Below are 18,206 nucleotides of genomic sequence, written 5' to 3'. Positions count from 1 at the left end.
GATGGCATCGGTTATTGCAGCCCAACAAATCCACTAGGAGGCGTATAAGCGAATGCCGATGCGCCAAAGTTGGTCGTGAATGAGCCTGGTGGGGCGCCATCCTTGACGGTTGCCATAGCAAACAGCGTACCGGTGACGCCAGTTTTTGTCGCTTGCAGCACGTTATTTTTATAGAACGCAACAGTCCCAGCGCCCATATCAAGGGCAATTGCAATCACATCGCCTGCAACATAAGCATCGACCGTTGTTGGCGATGCTGCGTTATAAACGCTGCCGGTATGGTAATAACCCCAGCTATCAGCATTGTTACCGGCGAAGTCGCTCAAGGTTGCGGTAGCACGGCCAATACCAATGAGCGTGGGTACAGCGCCGATGGTCGTCTCCCAGTACCATTTACCCGCAGTCTTAGATACTGTAGAGCGAATAGATTCAAATGCACCACCAGCCCCCACTGTTCCTGCAACCGTTTTGTTCCCGTTACTTAAAACAACATTCGCGTTTTTATCTGCTGGGTTCCAGGTCGCATAAGTGACTACAGCAACAGGCATGACACTGCCCGATGCGAGCGAATCAACACCAGAGCCGATAGCATTATTCGCATGAATTTTGAAGGTATAGGCTGTCGAATTCGTCAGGCCAGTGGCGACATACGGACTAGTGAGCGTCGTTGTGGTCTGCGTTGCCTGAGCGGTCGCACCGATATATGGTGTGATGGTGTAGCTGGTGATAGCGCTGCCGCCGCTTGATGGCGCGGTGAATGCAATACTCGCCGTGGCATCGCCTGCGGTAGCTACTGGCGCGGACATCGTTGCAGGTACAGTGGCCGATGCTGTGACCGTATAGCCGACGCTTGCGCCGGCCAGCGTCGGTGTGCCAGTTGATACTGCCGTGATTGTATCGGAGCCGACAGCACTTTCGGCAACGGAAACTGCCGCTGTTGGCGTGGCAGCGTTAAGGGTAACTGGGCTGCCTGTAACTGCGCCAGCGAGCACATGACTGACGGCGACGCTGACAGACTGCGCACCAGTCAGGAGTCGGTCAGTGCCAACCGTAATTGTCACGGGTGTGCCGACTATGCCAGTGGTCCCGCTCGCCACAAGGGTGACGGCCGCTGCAGCTACGACTGGGGCAGTATAGTTGCGAGCGGCATCTACTGCCACGCCCATGCGGGCGCCGAGAATACGTATGCCTGGCGCTGTGTAGTGATTCGTATCCGCCATGCCAGAGGGGCCATCCACATACGCGCAGCGGTCCAGATCGGTAGTTACCTGAATGTGTGCAGCCTTGATACCTGCGCGTGCTGGCGTTGCTGTAATGCCCTCTGGACACAGCCCGCCGATGACGAACCACGACCCAGCTGCGCCGGTAATGCGCGAGCGAAAACCAGCGACCAGCAGCTTTAGCGCAGCGGTGTAGGATGCCTGCGATACCGCATTGTCACCATCAGACTCGCCTTGATGCCACAATGTGCCGACGAATCGACTGTTCGGATACAGTGCAAGCGCGGCAGTTACTGCCAAATTTGCCTGTGCGATTGCGCCCTCGTAAAGCGATCCGCCTGGATTGCCCGGAGCCCAGCCTGGCGTAAGCGCAACCAAGGTAGTCCCACCAACTGCGGTAGGGACCAGCAGCACGCGACGATTCGATGGGCGAGCCGCGCAATAGGTGCGGGCGGCAATCGTTGCTGGTCCTACCAACCCTGTTTCTACAGCTTCAGTTTGGTGCAGCGGATCAGCACCGGAGAAAATAGTACGGTAGCGCGCATCACTGCTGAACCCGCCGAACTGCATGATGCGGTCGCTGCCAATATCAACAAGCGCATCGTACGTACCGCGCCCCGCCATGTTGGACTGACCAGCAAGCAGGATGATATCGAATCCAACATCGGCTGGGTCTACTATGCCAGCGCCAAATTGCTTGGCCGTTACACTATGAAAGACGGTCTTCGTGCCGGCGCTGAACGACACCAGGGCACCCGCATTTGAGCTGGCCGTGGGCGAGCGAGAGAAAGTGTTGGTGGCGGTGATCGTTCCTGTGCCGACTTCCCACTCTGCGCCGCCGTCGATGACGTAGCCGAACGTCGAGCCAGTAGCGCCGATAGCGGACAGAGCTTGAAAGCCAGTCGCGGGGGTGCCGGACAGCACAAAATTGCCGGTGCCGGTCGATGTCGACGTGTCTTTTACGCGGTCAGCGATCATATTTAAGCAATCCGGATGACAGCAGTTGCAGCAGTCGCAGCGGGAAGCGCGACGGCGAACAGGGTGGCGGTGGTGACGATATCTGCGCCAAAGTCCAAGACCGCGCGCACTTTGTTGCCGTTCGTCGCGTCATAGATCAGCGCGCCGCGTGCGGTGATGGTCGAGCTAGCCCACGATGGGTCTGCAAAATCCATGATCGCCGTGTCGGTGTCGAGCGACTGAGTGATGCCGGTCAGCACTTGCCCGCCTGCGGTGTAGCCAGTGCCGACGACTTCGCCTGTTGCGGTGTAGACGGTCGTGGCCTTGCTAATCGTGGCAGCGCTCGTGTACAGGGCGATCTTGTACGTGTTGCCGGGCGGGCACAGGAGGACCAGCGCGTCGAGCTTGGCCTGATTGGGGAATGCTGCGGTAATCGTCATGTGCCCTCGGCGCTACAAATAAAAAAGCCCGCACAAGAGGCGGGCGAAACATCGCAAGCGATGCAGGAGATTAGTTGCCCCGTGCAAGCGCGCGCTGTCAAGCGGCTTATCAGATAGCTGACTCTCACGGGGTGAACGGGGTGACGCTGTTAGATGCGCACCAGATAAGCGGTGCCAATGACAACGACCAGCGCAGCCGTGTAAGCAGCGCACAGCAGCGTCAGGCAAGCAGCGCATACAGTGGCAGTGGTCGAGCTGGTGGGATCGGGTAGCGTGGAGCAGCGGCGGACGTATCTCATGTGCGGCTCCAATGCAAAAAGCCCCGCAGACCTTTCGGCGCGGGGCTTCAAATGTTCAAAACTATCTGTTTAGTAACGTTTTAGACGCAATTAATGCATCTAGCACAGGTATCCTAGGGGAAATAGCGCCTTGTGTCAATATTATTCCTCATCTTGGGCGTAAGTTTTTCCTCGGCATCCAACAGCGCATCAGCGAAAGAGGTATCGGGAAAGCGCCACACTCCCGGTGCGATGCCCTGCGCTTTGTGGATCGCCCACTTACAGACGCGCGGGAGGTCGTTAATCATTACGTCGACTGCCTCCCCACAGCGCATAAACTCCTTTGCATCTTGCGGGTGAGACCATCCCCCGGCCTCCTGGCGATCAGCGAGGGATATCCAGCTTGTCCAAATCTTCATAATGCGCAGATACGGCGTCATCGGCTCGGGAGCTACTTGGATTTCAACGGCGGCAATTTTGGTCATAGTGTCTCTTTTTGGTTGTCGTCAAAGTCCAAGTGCTGCAAAAATGCCTTGCTTTTCCACCTTGGGCGCTCTCCACCGTCGCGCGAAGCGTTGCACCGTGCCCATGCCGTTGCGAGCCGATGGTTCGATGTAAGCCGCCCAGATGATGCCGCGCGACTCCTTATCGGAGATACGCATTACCTGCTTACTTTCTTCCAGCTCGCGCAGCGTGGCGGCTGCTGTCGAGACGGCAATGCGGAAGTGGCTGGCGGCATCTTTGGTGCAGCACCGGTTCATCAAGCGCACGTACAGCACCATATCGTCTAGCAGGCCAGGATATTTCTGCGCCCGCTCGATACGCTTCTTTTCCAGCGCGGTTGCCAAGCGCTTGCCGTGTAGCTCGGCATTGGCCTTGATATCGTAGTGGCGCTGCTTTGCCGTACGCTTCTTTAGCTTTGGTGCGTCCTCTTTGGTGCCGAGTGCGTAGACGGGGCAGAATTGGCCCGATGTGCGCAGCCACTTGCAAATACGCACTTCGCGGTGCGGTGGCGTCATCACTTTGGCGAGCATGGCGATTGATGCCGTCTTTAAGCAGAAGATTTTGGCGTCCAGCTCCTCGCGGGCGCATGGCGATTCGCTAAGGGCAGCGATTAGGCGCTCATAGCGGCGGCGGGTGCCGAGTGTGCGAAGCAATGGGGGTTCGAGGATGCTCATGCTGTCTCCAATTCAGTTATCACAATCTTGACCATCCCGCCCTTGACGACTTCGCGCCGCACCAGGTGGAGGCTGTCTATCTGCTCGTCGTCTAGCCATACGCCTGCGTGCGTCAGAGCGTCTTGCAGGGCTTTGCTGCGGTTGTCGAGGTCTTGCTTTGCTCGCGTGGCTGGGTGCACTGCTACGAACAGCGCCAAGCGGCCGGTAAGCTTGGGGTGGCCCGCTGCGGCGACGATCTCGGCGACTGCAAGGCGGTAAGCGCGCCCAGCGTGCTTGATATACATTCGCCCCTTGGTATGTCCGTAGGCCGTGTTGATCGTAGGCGGCATGGGCAGGGTCAGCGCGATCATGCGGCCACCTGCAATTCACGCCTGACGATATCGAGCAAGTCCATTTCGCTGATGCCGTAGTGCGCGGCGAACTCGTCCTGCCCGAAGTCATGCACGCCGCCTGGCTGGCCCCGGTGGTGCGTCGGGCAAAGCGGTATCGTGTCCTCGTGCGACGATCTGCCCCAGCCGTGGCGGGCGCGCACGTGGTGTACTTCGGCAGGTGTAGCGCCGAGTCCCAAGTGTCGGCACAGGCAGCACGGCATGGCAGCGACTCGGCCAAGGTGGCGACGCTCGGCAGCAGTAGTGGCACGCTTCATTTCGCCCTCGCGCGGCAGAGCTTGCACACGGTCCCGGCGCCGATAAACTGGCCCACCGATGGGCGGCGACCGCAACTACCCGTGCAAGCGCGAACGCGGACGGTTGTATCTGGCCCGGTGTAGCGGGTATGAGGGGAGCGGGTAGTGCCGGCGTTATTCATGCTTCCATCTCCCGATGCTTGACCAGAAACGCACGCCTAGCCGCTACATTCAGCCCAGCGCCGTACAGCACGCAGGAGCGCGCGGTTGCGTGGAATCGCTCGATGCCTTTGCCCAGCTGCGTGCGAGCGTCACATATGCCCATGCCAATAGCTGCGTACTCTGGTTCGGCTTTGGTGCTGAAGTGGTGGCACATGCCGCAGGGCTCCTTATGCTGAGTCATGATCGTTTCTCCATTCGATAGCGGATTGGTGTTTGGCCCTGCACTTCCAGGTACTGCTGCGAATCAACGTCGAACCAAAAGCCGAATTTCCCCTCAAACTCGCCGTTGCGCTGCTTGGCGCATTCGAGGATGCAGGTTGGAGAATCACAGTCTGGTTTGCCCTTGCCCTTGTTTTCGACGTTCTCTTGCTCGGCCAGCTTGTTGCGCCACACGATGAACACGTTGTCCACCATGTCAGTGATTGCGCCGGCGCCCTTGATGTCAAACTTGCCCGGCGCCTTGTGTTCGCTCTCGCCTTTGCGCACGTGGTGGACGAGGTGGATGTGCACGTTGTGGGCTACAGCGAATGCGCACAGTTCGTTCACGAAATCCTTCTGCGCGTTGTAGTCGTCCTCCCCCTTCACGCACTTCATCAGGCTGTCAATGACGAAGTGGGTGATCCCAAAGTGGGCGATGGCGTAGCGCATTACGGCGATGACTTTTTTCCACTCGACGGCGCCAACGTGGTCGTACATCCACAGGCGGCCATCGGTCCAGCGGGAAAACGTATGCAACCATGCCTCAGTGGGCAGGCGGTCGGCATAGGCCTGGCGGCTCATGCGGTGCATCTGCTTTACGGGACGCATCTCAAACGAGGCCGACATAATCCGCTCGCCCTGCTGGCAAAGGTCAAGCTCGACTTGCGACAGGAACATGGATTTACCGTGGCCGTTGATGCCAGCCCACAGCGAAACCTCGCCCGGTCGGAACTTCACCTTGTCCCGCGTTTTCTGCCACAGCATCCCCGGCACTGGCGTGGTGTCGGGCGGCAGGTGGAAAGCGTCTATCGTGTCTTGCAGCCAGTCGGAGGCGGGGCGCACGTTGTGATGCTCCGGCTCTTCCATGTACTGCTGGAAATTTATAGTGTCAGGTATCAAGTGCATACGGCATCCCGGTCGAAGTGCGCGCATAGGAGCGGCCAATTAAAAAATCATCGTTCTGAAAATCCATCCACGGGAGGAAGTCCAGCTCATATGCCCACTGCGAAACCGGCTTGCACATTTCCACATCGGCCATCGTCGGGCGGAGGAAGGCTTGTGCGCCCCAATGCTCGTACGAGTTCCAAATGCTCAGGTGTTCCGGCTTGCACAGTGCGATCGCCTTGACGGTCTCGACCCAATCCATGGCAGCGCCAACCCACACGCACACGTCTAGGTCGCGCACCCAACGCCAGTCGTATTCCTTGGCCGGGTCTGCGTAGGTCGGGTGATTGGCGGTGCAGATCGTGCCAACCAGTGAGATGCAAATCATCTCTGCCGGCTTCATTCCACGTTCACGGGCACGGATGACCGGCCCTGCGTTTTGGGCGATCATTGCCAGTCCTTTTTTGGCGGGCCGGCTTCGGCGCGGTCCTCGGGTTTAAGCCATGCGGCTTCAAATCCAGCCCAACCCCGTCTACAGCACACGGTCACAGCACGCGACAGCGACATTCCAACGGAGTCAGCGGAGGCGATTGTTTCCTGTAGCCCGGTCAGGGTCAGTGGGCAGCGCTTAGCCTTGCGGACCTTGAGCCAGTCTTGGGCAAGCTGTGCCGATACGCCTCTGGCTTTCAGTTCTTCGATTGGATCGAAAGGAGTATCGGGAGGCGTAGCCGACGCCTTCGTTTTTGCTTCTTTCTTTTCTTCTCTTCTCTTCTCTTCTCTAGGTAACGCACTAGTAACGGTGTCCTGCTGTTCTGGTAACGGTGCTGGCGTTACCTTTGCGTTACCCTTGTGTGCAGAAACACGCTTTGCAGTCTGCGCGCGCGTTTTTGCAGAGACGCCGTTATGCTCTTCAAAGTGCGTAAGGCGGACGCCTTCGGGATGATCTGCGAGCCAGCCGACAGCAACAAGTGCCTCGCCAAATCCTTTAATGCCGGTCTTGCGGTCAATAGCGGAAGTGCTAAGGCCAGTCATCAAGCCGGTTTCGGTGTGCTCGTCTGCTGCCGACCAAAGCCAGTACAGGCCGCCAACAACCATTGCCTCTGGCGAGTCGGTCATATCGCAAAGCTGCGACACTCGCGGGTCATCCCACAGGTTGGTGCGTACCTTGATCCACTCGCCGGCCATTACACGCCGCCCCGCGCCATCAGGCTAGTGATGGCGGGCGTCATGGCTGCACACTCGACTTGCGGTACTCATCGACAGCCTCAACGAGTTTGTCGACATTCGCTACCAGGCGGCCATCTGCTTGCCGCCGCGCTTCACCAAAGCAGCTGATGCAAACCCGGCTCTGGTCAGCGACCTTGAACGCCATTACTGCCAATTTGCTCGTTGGCTTGTCGTTGCCTACTTGTTCTGATGTTCGTTCCATCTTGTGTCCTTTTAACCGCTGTCTGTGGTGAGCTGGCCTCGTAGTCGAAAGCCCTTAAACCTGCCTCCGGCTGCACCGGATTGCGAACGTCTCGCGATTTGGAAAGTGAACTGGCCTACGAGTGGCCCCTTTCCGGCGGTCGTCACGCGGCCTAACATGTGCCATCGCGCTAACGATGAGGTTGTAGGCATGAGTGGCTGTCGGAAGGCCCAAAGCAGCAGAGCATTTAGCAAAGCTGGACTTTTGCTCAGGGCGGACTCGGACGCGGATGATTTCGGTGCGGCTGGTTTCGTTCATTTCGTTCTCCAGGTAAGGCGGGTTGCGTGGAAAGGTGTTACGTGAATCAATTTATTTACTGCAACTATTTGGACGCGACGAAGCAACCGGCGCGCAGTTGAGGTGTCAAGGGGGTGATTGCTCGATCAGTTCAGGCCAGATGGAGCGCCAGTCGTCGCGCAGCTCGGGCCGGGTCACTGCCCCGCCTGTCACGCGCTCGATGGCGACGCATCGGTTTGGCGAGACTGGGCATTGCCCATTTGCCATCTGAGAAAGATAAGAAAGAGATACGCCTAGCTCAGCGGCCAGAGTCGTTGCTCGCCCGCGCTCGGCGGATGTATAAGTTTTGAGGTCCATGGCTTCAGTTTAGTGAATGCTAAACATAAAGTCAAGTGAATACTAATTTAGAAAAAGCTAAACTTACGCTATGGACATTATTGAAATTCGCCGCGCGAACCTGCGTCGCTGGCTTGCTACAAACGGGACGCCTACCAAGGAAAAGTCTTTATTTTCACAGCTGAAAGGTGTGGGGTCGTTCGGAGAGAAGGTTGCACGAAGGCTAGAGGCGCAGTACCGAATGGGGGATGGCTGGCTTGACCGCATTCCGGAGGGGTTGGACGCTGTTTTTGATGAAAACGTTACTTCAGCATCGGTTGGGGCGCGGGCGATCCCAGTAATTTCAGCAGTACAGGCGGGTGCGATGCGGGACATGGACTCACCATACGAGCCAGGCGATGGCTATGCGGTCGAGTACACCGACGATAAGCTATCGAAATGGGCATTTGCGCTAGATATCGAGGGTCTGTCGATGATGTCCGAGTTCAGACCGGGAGACAGGGTAATTATTGACCCTGAGCTGGCACCGAACCCAGGTGACTTCGTCGTTGCAAAGAATGGCGGAAGTCAGGCCACGTTCAAGAAGTACAGGCCGCGTGGAGTTGATGCCAGTGGGAACGAGATATTTGAGCTAGTCCCGCTGAATGATGACTTCCCTACCCTGCGCAGCGACGAGACGAAGCTACAAGTTATCGGCGTGATGATTGAGCATCGTAAGCGGTATCGTAGGGCGGGCTAAAAGGGCGCAACGGCACGCCATCATGCCGCAATTGGAGAATGTTTTGAAAAAAATAATTGGTATTACGATGTTGGCCGCTGTTGCTTGCCCCGCACTCGCGGCCACCGCTAACTGGACCGGTCGCCAAGAAATGGTGCAAACGGTGACGTATCAGTCTGCCTGGAACTGTCAGTACATGTATGGCGGGCAGACCTTCTGGCGCGTGTTCAAAACGTCGTGCCCATCAAGCGTGGAAGTTCAATAATCCCGCCCATGTTGGCGCGGAAAATGGAGAAAATATGACTTTTTGCCCTTACTGTAACAAGCAACTCAGCCATGTCAACGTGTCGCCCATTACAGGGGATTCACCCAGCATGAGATGGAATGTCGTTAGCTACGACTGTTCACACTGTCATCGATCCCTTGGCATGCAAATCGACCCTATTGCAATTAAAACCGACACTCTCAAAGAGTTGAAGCGGTCATAGAGGTTTGACAGTAGCAAGTCTCTGCCGGCCCGCGAGACGCGCACACTGCCTGGTGTCGAGCGGGACCGCAAGATTGCCCTTGGCTAATCGCCATGTCGTAGTTCTTTTGTAGGCCTTCAGTCTGGACATCGGACAGCAGGCGGAATGGCATCCCGCCGACCTTAACAAGCGTTCCTTTTGGTAGCACAACCATAAACACCTCCATCGCCCCGCCAGTCGGGGCTTTTTTTCGCCCAAGGATTTGTGCGATGAAATTATTTTACCCTATTTGTTTAGTGAACGCTTGACTTGCTGTTTAGTGTTTGCTAAAGTATCTCCCATACCGCAGCCACACACAGCGGCGACCACCAGGAGAGCAGCATGGGCACAAACGATCTTGCAGCACTGACCACCAAAGACCTCGGCGTTTGCCTGGTTCGCAACTTCCACCACGACGACGGCCTGTCGTTCGACCTGTACGGCACCCGCGATGATGACGGCGAAGTGTATGTCGGCGCTGTGATGATCGCCGGCACCAAGCAAGACATTAGCGTCCTTCTGAGCAGCAAGCAGCTTGACGACCTGAGCCACTTTGTCGAGATGACCGACTGCGGCAACCACACGTGGGCTGGCATCTACCGCTCGCAGGCGCAGCACTACTAATTTCCTCAAGCGAGGCCGCTCTAGCAGCCCGAGCCGGTGAGATGCCGGCACCCTACAACGACACGGAGAACTGCATGACTGATCAAACCACGCCTGCCGACGACGAAGTAATCGTTTCTTACAAGGGCTTCGATAAAGACCTGAAATGCCGCGATTTCCAATTCGCAGTCGGCGAGACGGTTGTACATGAGGGCGAGGTAAAAGCCTGCCATGGCGGCTTTCATGCTTGCGCGTATCCGCTGAACGTCTTTGACTACTACGCACCGGCTGGCAATCGCTTCGCCGTAGTTGAGCAGCGCGGCCCATTTAGCCGCGAAGCAAACGGTGACACGAAGGTGGCCAGCAAGTCGCTGACAGTAAAGATGGAAATCGGCTTGCCGGGGCTGATTAAGGCCGCTATCGAATACACGGTGAAGCGATGCCTGCCGATTGACCCGGTGTCACCTGCTTTCTCAGGCGTTAACCAGGGCGCGGCCAGCAGCACCGGCGACCGAGGCGCGGCCAGCAGCACCGGCGACCAAGGCGCAGCCAGCAGCACCGGCTACCGAGGCGCAGCCAGCAGCACCGGCTACCGAGGCGCGGCCAGCAGCACCGGCTACCAGGGCGCGGCCAGCAGCACCGGCGACCGAGGCGCGGCCAGCAGCACCGGCTACCAGGGCGCGGCCAGCAGCACCGGCGACCGAGGCGCGGCTAGCAGCACCGGCACCCAAGGCGCGGCTAGCAGCACCGGCACCCAAGGCGCGGCCAGCAGCACCGGCTACCGAGGCGCGGCTAGCAGCACCGGCACCCAAGGCGCAGCCAGCAGCACCGGCGACCAGGGCGCGGCCAGCAGCACCGGCGACCGAGGCGCGGCCAGCAGCACCGGCAAGCACTCCGTCGCCATGGCCTGCGGCTATGAGGGCCGCGCAATGGCCGGCGAAACGGGCGCCATCGTCTTGTGCTACCGCGATGACGACTACAACCTGATCCATATCCGCGCCAGCAAAGTAGGAGACAACGGCATCAAGGCTGGCGTTTGGTACGTGCTTGATAAAGCCGGCGAGTTTGCCGAATACGAAGCTTAATTGGAGCGCGCCATGATCCGCAACCTTTTACTCGGCAAGATCGAAATCACCGACAGCCACCAGGCCAGCACCGCCATCTGCGGCGTGTGCGTGGTGGTCATGCTGATCTTGGTGCTGCTGTGATCCGCGACATTGCCCAGCGCGCAGTCATCGCCGTGCTCGCCGTAACACTGTTTTTAGGGCTGTGCGCTGAGTTTGGCGACCAGAGCGAGCATGTAACTCAGTCTCAGCAGTAAAACTCACGCCGGCATAGTCCCGGCAGGAAGGTTTCAAATGTCAAACTCCCTCGTGGCGCAGCAAGTGTCAAAGCTGGCCGGCATCTTCAATATCCCCGAGTCGGCCGACCTGATCAACGTCCTCAAGGCCACCGCTTTTAAGGGGCAGGTATCGGATGCGCAAATGTCGGCGCTGCTGATCGTGGCGAACCAATACCGCCTGAACCCATGGACTAAGGAAATCTACGCTTTCCCTGACCGTAACAACGGAATCGTCCCGGTCGTCGGTGTCGATGGCTGGGCGCGCATCATCAACGAAAACCCAATGTTCGACGGAATGGACTTTGAGCAGGATGCTGAGTCGTGCACCTGCATCATCTTCCGCAAAGACCGTGCGCACCCAGTCCGTGTCACAGAGTACCTGAGCGAGTGCAAGCGCCCTGTAGCGCCGTGGCAGTCGCACCCTAAGCGGATGCTGCGTCACAAGGCACTGATCCAATGTGCGCGGCTTGCGTTCGGCTATGTGGGCATCTTCGACCAGGACGAAGCCGAGCGCATCGCTGACGCACCGGGCCGCCAGATGAAGCAAAGCCCTGTAGACATTGCACAAGAGGCGCAGGCAGCACAAGCGCCGGCCAGCGACGAGCTGGTAGCGAAGATCGAAGCGGAGGCAGACCGGGGCTATGACGCGTTTAGCGAAGCATGGGCAAAGCTGACCAAAGCCGAGCGCCAATCTTTCACGCCAGCGCAAATCCAGTCCTTTAAGGACCGTACCGACAAAGTAATCGAGGGGGCAGCATGAGTAACCAAGGCTCGCAAGAGTGGCTCAATGAGCGATTGGGCTTTGCTACGGCGTCGTGCTTTGCAGACATTCTCGCAGTAAGCGCCAAAGGCGTACCACTGAAAAGCCGCGAAGATTACTTGATGCGGCTGACGACAGAGCGCATTTATGGGCGCGCCACCGAGTCGGCATCAAGTCAAGCGATGCAATGGGGCAAAGAAGCCGAACCGCTGGCACGCGCTGCTTACGAAGTTGAGACGGCGAACATTGTCACCGAATCGGATTTCGTCAAGCACCCGACGATTGCCTATGTAGGCTGCTCGCCTGATGGTCTGATCGGCACTAAGGGCGGCTACGAAAGCAAGTGCCCTGCTAATAGCGCGATTCACATGGCCACGTGGCGCGACGGGATGCCGAAGGCGCACATCGCACAGGTCCAAGGCTGCATGTGGGTCACTGGCCGCGACTGGTGGGATTTCATCTCGTATGACCCACGTGCTACAGCCGACTTTCGTCTGTACGTGCAGCGAATCGAGCGCGACGAGAAATACATCGCGCACCTGGAAGCCGAAGTGGTCAAGTTTTTGGCCGAAGTAGACGCACAAATCAACTCACTCAAGAAAGCAGCTTAATCATGGCTTACGAACAAAAAGATAACTCCGGTTCCCTCTTCAAGAACGAGCGCAAGACCGAAGGCGATAACAAGCCAAACATGACTGGCAAGGCAATGATCGACGGCGTGATGTACTTCTTCGACGCATGGACGAAGGACGGCCAAAAAGGCCGCTGGCAGTCCGTGTCGTTCAAACGCATGGACAAGCAGGAGCAGGCAGCACCGGCAGCGGCTCCGATGGCTAACGACGACTTGCCGCCATTCTGATTATGAAGCGCACATTCATCCTTGTGCACAACCAGGCTAGGCAGAATGCCCTTCGCTGCGTCGCAGAAGCTGACTTTGGCATGTGCGTGACCGTCTGCGAGCCGACGCGCAGCCTGGAACAGAACGCCCTCATGTGGCCCCTTTTGGACCGCCTCGCAAAGCAAGTTGTCTGGTACGGCGTAAAGCTGACCAGCGAGGACTGGAAAGACATTCTGACCGCCAGCCTACGCAAGCAGCGCACGGCGCCGGGAATTGATGGCGGGTTCGTCGTGTTTGGCGAGCGTACGAAAACGTACAGCAAGGCGCAGTTGTCAGAATTAATCGAGCTTATTTATGCCTTCGGCGCACAGCACGGCGTCGAGTTTGAAAATACAAAGGAGATAGCATGACCGACCAATATTCAGCCGCCCGCATGGCTGCTGTGCAAGAAATGGCCCACCTGGCGCGCATGATCGAGCCGAGCGAGGATAGCGCGATCATCGGGCAGGCTGCACGAGTGTTTGACGCAATCCGCGCGATGCCTGCCCCGGTAGCGGGAAGCGTAGGCGATGACGCAATCGCCTGCTCAAGCTGTGGGCTGACAATGGGGCAAAGCCGCTACCTTGACAGCCGCCCTACCAGCAGCCAGCCAGCGAGGTGACGAAATGATCGAACGAGCCTCCCCAGTGCAATTGCGCAAGGCGCTTGAACTCGCGCACCAGTTCAGCAAGATGGGCGTCAATTTCGTGCCGATGCCGGTGGCAAACGACGCTGAGCAGCGCGACTTGGTGGCGCAAGCGCTCGGCAAGCTGGCGCAAATAGAGCAGATGGCGGACGAACCTGCCGCTCATGTAGCCAACAAGCCAACTGGCGAGGGGGCGTGATGAGTGCCTTCTACGTGGTCAGCGTAAAGCATACGCAGCGCGAACAGCCCTACATCACCTTCTGGCGGCCTGACAACAAAGGCTATGCGTGGCCGTTGTCATGGGCGGGCCAGTACAGCGAGGCGGAGGTCGCCGCAGACCTTGAGTATTACCATAACGGCTACGACAGCTTTGCCATTCCTTGCGCGCTAATGGACAGCCTCGCCGTGCCGCCCGCGCTTGGGACTATCGACAACAACGCCGGCCCGGTCGTGATGAATACCAAGCTGAATTGGAAATTCTTAATTGAATTCGCCAAGCCCGGCGTGCTGGCAAAGCCAAATCCACAATACAAAGGCGCTCGCCGCCATAAGGAATCAACATGAAAAACCCCGCAACTGTCGCTGACGCCGAGCACAGGCTTTTCAAAGACTGGTACAGAGTCGAGGCTAGGAAGCATGCGTATATCAGCCCCCATGACGCATGGATGGCCCGCGCCGCAATCGCTCATGCCGCCCCTGTCGGCGCTGATGTAGCGGCATCCGTCCTGCTGAAGCTGTGCGACCAACTCGACGCGATGAAGCTGCGCCTGCGAGCTATTCCGGGCGAAGGCCAGCGCGAAAGCTACTACGTGGCTGACGATGTGAACTGCTGCGTGGAGGAAGCCCGCGCTGCCCTTGCTGGCGCGCCAGCCGAGACGGTGCGCTTGATCAGCAGCGAGGCGAACTGGCCCGATGCAAAGATCATCGAAGTGCTGCACTCGTGCGGCGTGGATACCTACCCAAGCAAGCATGGCTTCAGCGCCACGCAGGTGTCGGCTACCAGCATCCCGACGTTGCGCGCAGTGCTGCAAATTCTCGCCGGCGCCAAGCCCGCCACATGGCCGCGCGGCACCATCGTGCGCAAAAAATCCGGCTCCGAGTGGGAAGGCGCAATCGTCGGCACCTACAGCAGCAGCATCACGCCAGAGGGCTACGCGGTCGAGTCGTCCACGCACAAGGGGTCTGTGCAAATTTACCCGGTGGGTGCGCTGGAACTGGTTACGAAAGGGAATGTATGAGCCTTGCAGACGACTTTATTTCAGTGATGGCGCACATCAAAGCCATCGAGCCAGATTCAGACGATCCGATGCGCTTTGCAATGTGGGATTGTAATTGCAACGCTGAAAATATCATTTCACACGTACTTGTTCAGGCGGAAGCAGTAGCGCGCATAGCGACCTCAATCCGCAAGGATTGGGATGCTGCCATGGCTGAGAAAGGGAATGTATGAGCGAGCAAAATGAACTACTGCCGTGCGCGCACTGCGGCAGCACCAACATCACGGAGAAGCATAGTGATCCCGTCGCGCTGCGCTGGCAGTACATCCAGTGCAACAACTGCGGCGCATCGAGCATGCACTCGGCCTATATGGATCGCGCTATCGCCGCCTGGAACCGCCGTGTGCCTGCCAGCGAGCCAGCGGTAGACCGGGATGCGGGCATCGCCGCCGCAGAGGTTGCGGTGACTGATGCGCTTGCTGTGGTGCGCAATGAAGCACTGGAGGAAGCTGCGGCGATTGTTGAGGAAGAGGTATGCGACTGCTGCTACGCGGAGAGTGAGAAGGATGTTGCGGAGTACCTTGCTACCATCATCCGTGCGCACAAGCTCGCCGCCCCTACCGCGCCAGCAGTGCCAGCCGCCCCACTGGTGGCGCCACAGGGAGCACTAGCCTCGCCGGATGACGCCAAGCGCCTGATGTTCGCCATGCAGGACATCGACGGTTTCGGCTGCATAGAGATGGACAAGTACGATTACGCGATTCGGGCGATGGAGGCGAGCAAGCATGACGAAATTACGCCAGAGCATGAATTGCAGGGCGTGCGCGACTTGATCGACGCTGCTATGCGCGCCACTGGCACCGACACATCACAGGGGGATGCATGAGCGAGGCAGGCAAAGGAAGCACGCGCCGGCCGGGTGACATCAAGCCGGGAGCGTGGGAGGCAATTTTTAGCAAGCCACCGCGCTGCACCAGGTGCGGTGGATCGCATGTGCTGAGTGAATGCAAATGGCCGCTGGTGGCCGATAACCAAGCCAGCTACTCGAACAATTCGAATAACTCAACTGTTCAAAATCTGAGGGGCAAATGAAACGTACAAGCAAGCAGGAGGCATTCCAGTTGATGGAGAGGCTTTGCGGGCCAAAGGAGAAAAGCGGGCACATAACTGTTTTTGTTAAACCAAATGGCAGTCTTGGTAGTAAGTTTGAATATTTTGCTGGCGGGCATGACTTAGTTGCTATGGCAACCAATCCGTTATTGGCCGAGACGAAGGGGAAATGATGGAACTGAACGATGTTGATCTGTTGGACCGCCTTGCGGAGCGAATTGCAATCCGCACCGTGAACGCTATCCCAGTCGAAGTGCAGCTATGGGATGTGGAGCAGGTCGCCAAGTATTTTCGCCGTAACAAGCAAGTGGTACGGCAGACAATGACTTGCCTCCCATCGTTCCCGAGGGCAATACGCCTTCCAAGCGAGGGCCGCGCCCATCCGCTGTACAATGCCGGGGAGGTCATGAAGTGGGCGCACAGTTACAAGGAAAAGCACTAAGCAACTCCCCATAAATTCCCCACGGTCGAAAGTAGCCCAATAACCACGGGCTACTTGATTCTTGTCGGGGGGACCAGTGTAATCCGCACCACTTGCCTGCCCCACCATCTACTACGTCACTTCAGCAAGCGAACACGAAGCGAACACGAAGCGAACACGAAGCGGGCCCCACCCCGTGTAAAATTCTGCCTCCATCACCGCTGTGCGCAGCGCTTTACCCGCCCAATCCCGCCTTGCACCAAGCTGCATGGTCTATCTCTAGCCGGTTTTTCGCAGCATAATTGACGATGTCACTCCTTCAGAAAACGGTCAACCTCAAAACCCGCATCGCCGCCGTCGTCGCGCTGCTGGTCTTTCTGGCCGTTGGCCTCGTCACGGCGACGTCGCTGATGCTGGCCAGGCGCGAAATGCGGGCGGTGGTCGGCGCCGAGCAATACGCCACGCTGGTGGCCGCTGGCGCCTACATCGATCGCGATATCGATGCCAAACGCACGCTGCTGCGCGCCACTGCCGAACAACTGCCGGCGGCCCTGCTCGCTGACGGCCGGCTGCTGCAGTCTTACCTTGCCAGCAATAACAGCCTGCGCGAAGAATTTTATAATGTCGTCGCCTTCGATCCCCAGGGCAATGTGATTGCCGGCCTGAGCAAGCAGTCGGCGGACGAGCCAATTAATGTGGCCCGGCGCGATTACTTCCGCGATACCGTCAACTACCATGAAGGCGTGGTGTCGGCGCCGTTTCTCAGTCGCCTGTCGGGGCGCCCGGTGGTGCTCATTACGCAACCAGTGAGCGACCAGGCCGGTCACCTCAAGTTCATCATCGGCGGCGCCCTCGATCTGTCCAGCCCACGCATCTTTGGCCAGCTCAATGCCGTCAAACCAGGCCTGACCGGCTACACCACGCTGATGTCGGGCGACGGTACTTTTATCCTGCACCCCGACAAACGGCGCCTGCTGGCCAGCGCCAGCGACGACCACGGCAGCGGCAAGGCGGCGCGCGCGGCCGCCCTGCGCGGCTTCGAGGGCTGGATGGAAGACACCACCAGCGCCGGGGTGCCGGCCATCGTCACCCACCGGCGCCTGCACACCAACGACTGGATCGTCGGCAGCGTCTACCCCGTGCACGAAGCATTCGCCGCCTTCGAACGCGCGGCCAGCCAGGCACTGGCGACGGCCTTGCTGGTCGCTGCGCTGGCCGGCACGGTGGGCTGGTTCGGCATCTCGCGCTTGCTGCGCCCGCTGGGCGCACTGCAGCGCCACGTGCAGCAGGCCGCCGCGCCGGAGAGCGATCTGGAAGTGTTCAACGTCACCCGCCAGGATGAGTTCGGCCGTCTCAGCCGGGCCTTTTACGCACTGTCGAAACAGCGCCAGGTGGCCGAAGCGGCACTGGCGGCGCAGGCCCTGACCGATCCGCTGACCGGCCTGGCCAACCGCCGCATGTTCGACCGCGCCTTCGCCCTGGCGTTCGCGCGGGCGGCGCGCAGCAAGGGCATGCTGGCCATTGCCTATCTCGACATCGACCATTTCAAGGCGATCAACGACGCCCATGGTCACGCCATCGGCGACCTGGTGCTGGTCGAATTTGCCCGCCGCCTGCGCCAGGCGGTGCGCATCACCGATAGCGTGGTGCGGCTGGCCGGCGACGAATTTACCGTGGTGTTCGACAGCTGCAGCGACCATGCCGACGCCGATGCGCTGGGCCACAAGATCATCGCGGCGATGGCGCCACCGATGCGCATCGAGCAACTGCTGCTGCCGGTGAGCTGCAGCGTCGGCATCTGCGCCGGGCCGACCGCAGGCTTGCTGGTCGGCGACTTCATCAAGCTGGCCGACCAGGCCCTGTACCGCGCCAAGCAGGGCGGTCGCGGCCGTTATTCAGTGCACCGGCTGGCGCAGCAGGCGGCCGCATGAAGCAGCGCGCCAGCGATGCACACGGGCCCGA

28 protein-coding genes and 1 pseudogene are annotated in these 18,206 nt (G+C 58.9%); 17 read left to right on the top strand and 12 right to left on the bottom strand.

The annotated features are described in order from the left end of the window. Positions 1 to 11 precede the first annotated feature (11 nt). From ACP7BZ_RS05925 to ACP7BZ_RS05870, 12 genes are all read right to left on the bottom strand, one after another. On the bottom strand, positions 12 to 2,198 hold the full coding sequence (locus ACP7BZ_RS05925; protein ID WP_426111020.1) for a sialate O-acetylesterase: 2,187 nt from the start codon (positions 2,196 to 2,198) through the stop codon (positions 12 to 14). A 2-nt stretch (positions 2,199 to 2,200) separates the two neighbouring features. After that, a complete protein-coding gene (locus tag ACP7BZ_RS05920) occupies positions 2,201 to 2,617 on the bottom strand; it encodes a hypothetical protein (RefSeq protein WP_426111018.1) in 417 nt (138 codons plus the stop codon). A 149-nt stretch (positions 2,618 to 2,766) separates the two neighbouring features. Then, a complete protein-coding gene (locus ACP7BZ_RS05915; protein ID WP_426111016.1) occupies positions 2,767 to 2,916 on the bottom strand; it encodes a hypothetical protein in 150 nt (49 codons plus the stop codon). A gap of 113 nt (positions 2,917 to 3,029) precedes the next feature. Continuing rightward, positions 3,030 to 3,380 carry a hypothetical protein gene (locus tag ACP7BZ_RS05910; protein WP_426111014.1) on the bottom strand — a complete coding sequence of 117 codons (351 nt, stop codon included), beginning with the start codon at positions 3,378 to 3,380 and terminating at the stop codon, positions 3,030 to 3,032. 21 nt (positions 3,381 to 3,401) lie between these two features. After that, positions 3,402 to 4,073, bottom strand: a complete 672-nt coding sequence (locus tag ACP7BZ_RS05905) for a hypothetical protein (protein WP_426111012.1) — start codon at positions 4,071 to 4,073, stop codon at positions 3,402 to 3,404. After that, on the bottom strand, positions 4,070 to 4,423 hold the full coding sequence (locus tag ACP7BZ_RS05900) for a RusA family crossover junction endodeoxyribonuclease (RefSeq protein WP_426111010.1): 354 nt from the start codon (positions 4,421 to 4,423) through the stop codon (positions 4,070 to 4,072). Before ACP7BZ_RS05900 ends, ACP7BZ_RS05905 begins: the two co-directional genes overlap by 4 nt. Next, positions 4,420 to 4,719 carry a Ref family recombination enhancement nuclease gene (locus tag ACP7BZ_RS05895; protein ID WP_426111008.1) on the bottom strand — a complete coding sequence of 100 codons (300 nt, stop codon included), beginning with the start codon at positions 4,717 to 4,719 and terminating at the stop codon, positions 4,420 to 4,422. The genes ACP7BZ_RS05900 and ACP7BZ_RS05895 overlap by 4 nt, the downstream gene beginning before the upstream one ends. Before the next feature lie 378 nt (positions 4,720 to 5,097). Beyond that, positions 5,098 to 5,985: an AAA family ATPase gene (locus ACP7BZ_RS05890; RefSeq protein ID WP_426111006.1), complete on the bottom strand. Its 888-nt coding sequence runs from the start codon at positions 5,983 to 5,985 to the stop codon at positions 5,098 to 5,100. Positions 5,986 to 6,007: 22 nt separating this feature from the next. Continuing rightward, positions 6,008 to 6,454, bottom strand: coding sequence for a hypothetical protein (locus tag ACP7BZ_RS05885; protein ID WP_426111004.1), 447 nt, complete (start codon positions 6,452 to 6,454; stop codon positions 6,008 to 6,010). Continuing rightward, a complete protein-coding gene (locus ACP7BZ_RS05880) occupies positions 6,451 to 7,188 on the bottom strand; it encodes a hypothetical protein (protein WP_426111002.1) in 738 nt (245 codons plus the stop codon). Before ACP7BZ_RS05880 ends, ACP7BZ_RS05885 begins: the two co-directional genes overlap by 4 nt. A gap of 40 nt (positions 7,189 to 7,228) precedes the next feature. Next, positions 7,229 to 7,432 carry a hypothetical protein gene (locus ACP7BZ_RS05875; RefSeq protein ID WP_426111000.1) on the bottom strand — a complete coding sequence of 68 codons (204 nt, stop codon included), beginning with the start codon at positions 7,430 to 7,432 and terminating at the stop codon, positions 7,229 to 7,231. Between the two features lie 402 nt (positions 7,433 to 7,834). Next, complete coding sequence (locus ACP7BZ_RS05870; protein ID WP_426110998.1) at positions 7,835 to 8,065, bottom strand: transcriptional regulator; 231 nt, start codon at positions 8,063 to 8,065, stop codon at positions 7,835 to 7,837. Positions 8,066 to 8,135: 70 nt separating this feature from the next. Between ACP7BZ_RS05870 and ACP7BZ_RS05865 the strand changes: the two genes are divergently transcribed. From ACP7BZ_RS05865 to ACP7BZ_RS05785, 17 genes and pseudogenes are all read left to right on the top strand, one after another. After that, positions 8,136 to 8,783, top strand: coding sequence for a LexA family protein (locus tag ACP7BZ_RS05865; RefSeq protein ID WP_426110996.1), 648 nt, complete (start codon positions 8,136 to 8,138; stop codon positions 8,781 to 8,783). A 22-nt stretch (positions 8,784 to 8,805) separates the two neighbouring features. Continuing rightward, entirely contained in the window at positions 8,806 to 9,027 is a 222-nt protein-coding gene (locus ACP7BZ_RS05860) for a hypothetical protein (RefSeq protein WP_426110994.1), read from the top strand. Positions 9,028 to 9,610: 583 nt separating this feature from the next. Continuing rightward, complete coding sequence (locus ACP7BZ_RS05855) at positions 9,611 to 9,892, top strand: hypothetical protein (protein WP_426110992.1); 282 nt, start codon at positions 9,611 to 9,613, stop codon at positions 9,890 to 9,892. 74 nt (positions 9,893 to 9,966) lie between these two features. Next, complete coding sequence (locus ACP7BZ_RS05850) at positions 9,967 to 10,956, top strand: DUF7666 domain-containing protein (RefSeq protein WP_426110990.1); 990 nt, start codon at positions 9,967 to 9,969, stop codon at positions 10,954 to 10,956. A gap of 273 nt (positions 10,957 to 11,229) precedes the next feature. Then, on the top strand, positions 11,230 to 11,973 hold the full coding sequence (gene bet / locus ACP7BZ_RS05845; RefSeq protein WP_426110988.1) for a phage recombination protein Bet: 744 nt from the start codon (positions 11,230 to 11,232) through the stop codon (positions 11,971 to 11,973). Continuing rightward, complete coding sequence (locus ACP7BZ_RS05840) at positions 11,970 to 12,584, top strand: lambda exonuclease family protein (RefSeq protein ID WP_426110986.1); 615 nt, start codon at positions 11,970 to 11,972, stop codon at positions 12,582 to 12,584. The genes bet and ACP7BZ_RS05840 overlap by 4 nt, the downstream gene beginning before the upstream one ends. A 2-nt stretch (positions 12,585 to 12,586) precedes the next feature. Then, complete coding sequence (locus tag ACP7BZ_RS05835; protein WP_426110984.1) at positions 12,587 to 12,832, top strand: hypothetical protein; 246 nt, start codon at positions 12,587 to 12,589, stop codon at positions 12,830 to 12,832. A 2-nt stretch (positions 12,833 to 12,834) separates the two neighbouring features. Continuing rightward, the gene (locus tag ACP7BZ_RS05830) at positions 12,835 to 13,221 is read left to right on the top strand and encodes a recombination protein NinB (protein ID WP_426110982.1); all 387 of its coding nucleotides are present in this window, start codon (positions 12,835 to 12,837) and stop codon (positions 13,219 to 13,221) included. After that, the gene (locus tag ACP7BZ_RS05825) at positions 13,218 to 13,472 is read left to right on the top strand and encodes a hypothetical protein (RefSeq protein ID WP_426110980.1); all 255 of its coding nucleotides are present in this window, start codon (positions 13,218 to 13,220) and stop codon (positions 13,470 to 13,472) included. The genes ACP7BZ_RS05830 and ACP7BZ_RS05825 overlap by 4 nt, the downstream gene beginning before the upstream one ends. A 25-nt stretch (positions 13,473 to 13,497) precedes the next feature. Beyond that, a complete protein-coding gene (locus tag ACP7BZ_RS05820) occupies positions 13,498 to 13,695 on the top strand; it encodes a DUF1382 family protein (protein WP_426110978.1) in 198 nt (65 codons plus the stop codon). Then, on the top strand, positions 13,695 to 14,060 hold the full coding sequence (locus ACP7BZ_RS05815) for a hypothetical protein (protein ID WP_426110976.1): 366 nt from the start codon (positions 13,695 to 13,697) through the stop codon (positions 14,058 to 14,060). The genes ACP7BZ_RS05820 and ACP7BZ_RS05815 overlap by 1 nt, the downstream gene beginning before the upstream one ends. 488 nt (positions 14,061 to 14,548) lie before the next feature. After that, a pseudogene (locus tag ACP7BZ_RS05810) lies at positions 14,549 to 14,734 on the top strand (hypothetical protein); the annotation flags it as partial. Continuing rightward, positions 14,731 to 14,946, top strand: coding sequence for a hypothetical protein (locus ACP7BZ_RS05805; RefSeq protein WP_426110974.1), 216 nt, complete (start codon positions 14,731 to 14,733; stop codon positions 14,944 to 14,946). The pseudogene ACP7BZ_RS05810 and the gene ACP7BZ_RS05805, both read left to right, overlap by 4 nt. Beyond that, a complete protein-coding gene (locus ACP7BZ_RS05800; RefSeq protein ID WP_426110972.1) occupies positions 14,943 to 15,599 on the top strand; it encodes a Lar family restriction alleviation protein in 657 nt (218 codons plus the stop codon). Before ACP7BZ_RS05805 ends, ACP7BZ_RS05800 begins: the two co-directional genes overlap by 4 nt. Before the next feature lie 202 nt (positions 15,600 to 15,801). Beyond that, a complete protein-coding gene (locus ACP7BZ_RS05795; RefSeq protein WP_426110970.1) occupies positions 15,802 to 15,996 on the top strand; it encodes a hypothetical protein in 195 nt (64 codons plus the stop codon). Then, positions 15,996 to 16,265 (top strand): helix-turn-helix transcriptional regulator, encoded by a 270-nt coding sequence (locus ACP7BZ_RS05790; RefSeq protein ID WP_426110968.1) that lies wholly within the window; start codon positions 15,996 to 15,998, stop codon positions 16,263 to 16,265. The genes ACP7BZ_RS05795 and ACP7BZ_RS05790 overlap by 1 nt, the downstream gene beginning before the upstream one ends. 287 nt (positions 16,266 to 16,552) lie before the next feature. Then, positions 16,553 to 18,175, top strand: a complete 1,623-nt coding sequence (locus tag ACP7BZ_RS05785) for a diguanylate cyclase domain-containing protein (protein WP_426110966.1) — start codon at positions 16,553 to 16,555, stop codon at positions 18,173 to 18,175. Positions 18,176 to 18,206 lie beyond the last annotated feature (31 nt).

The organism is Massilia sp. PWRC2 (assembly GCF_049896725.1).
Classification (GTDB): Bacteria; Pseudomonadota; Gammaproteobacteria; order Burkholderiales; family Burkholderiaceae_D; genus JAFCUW01.
This window is presented reverse-complemented; position numbering and strand designations above follow the sequence as displayed.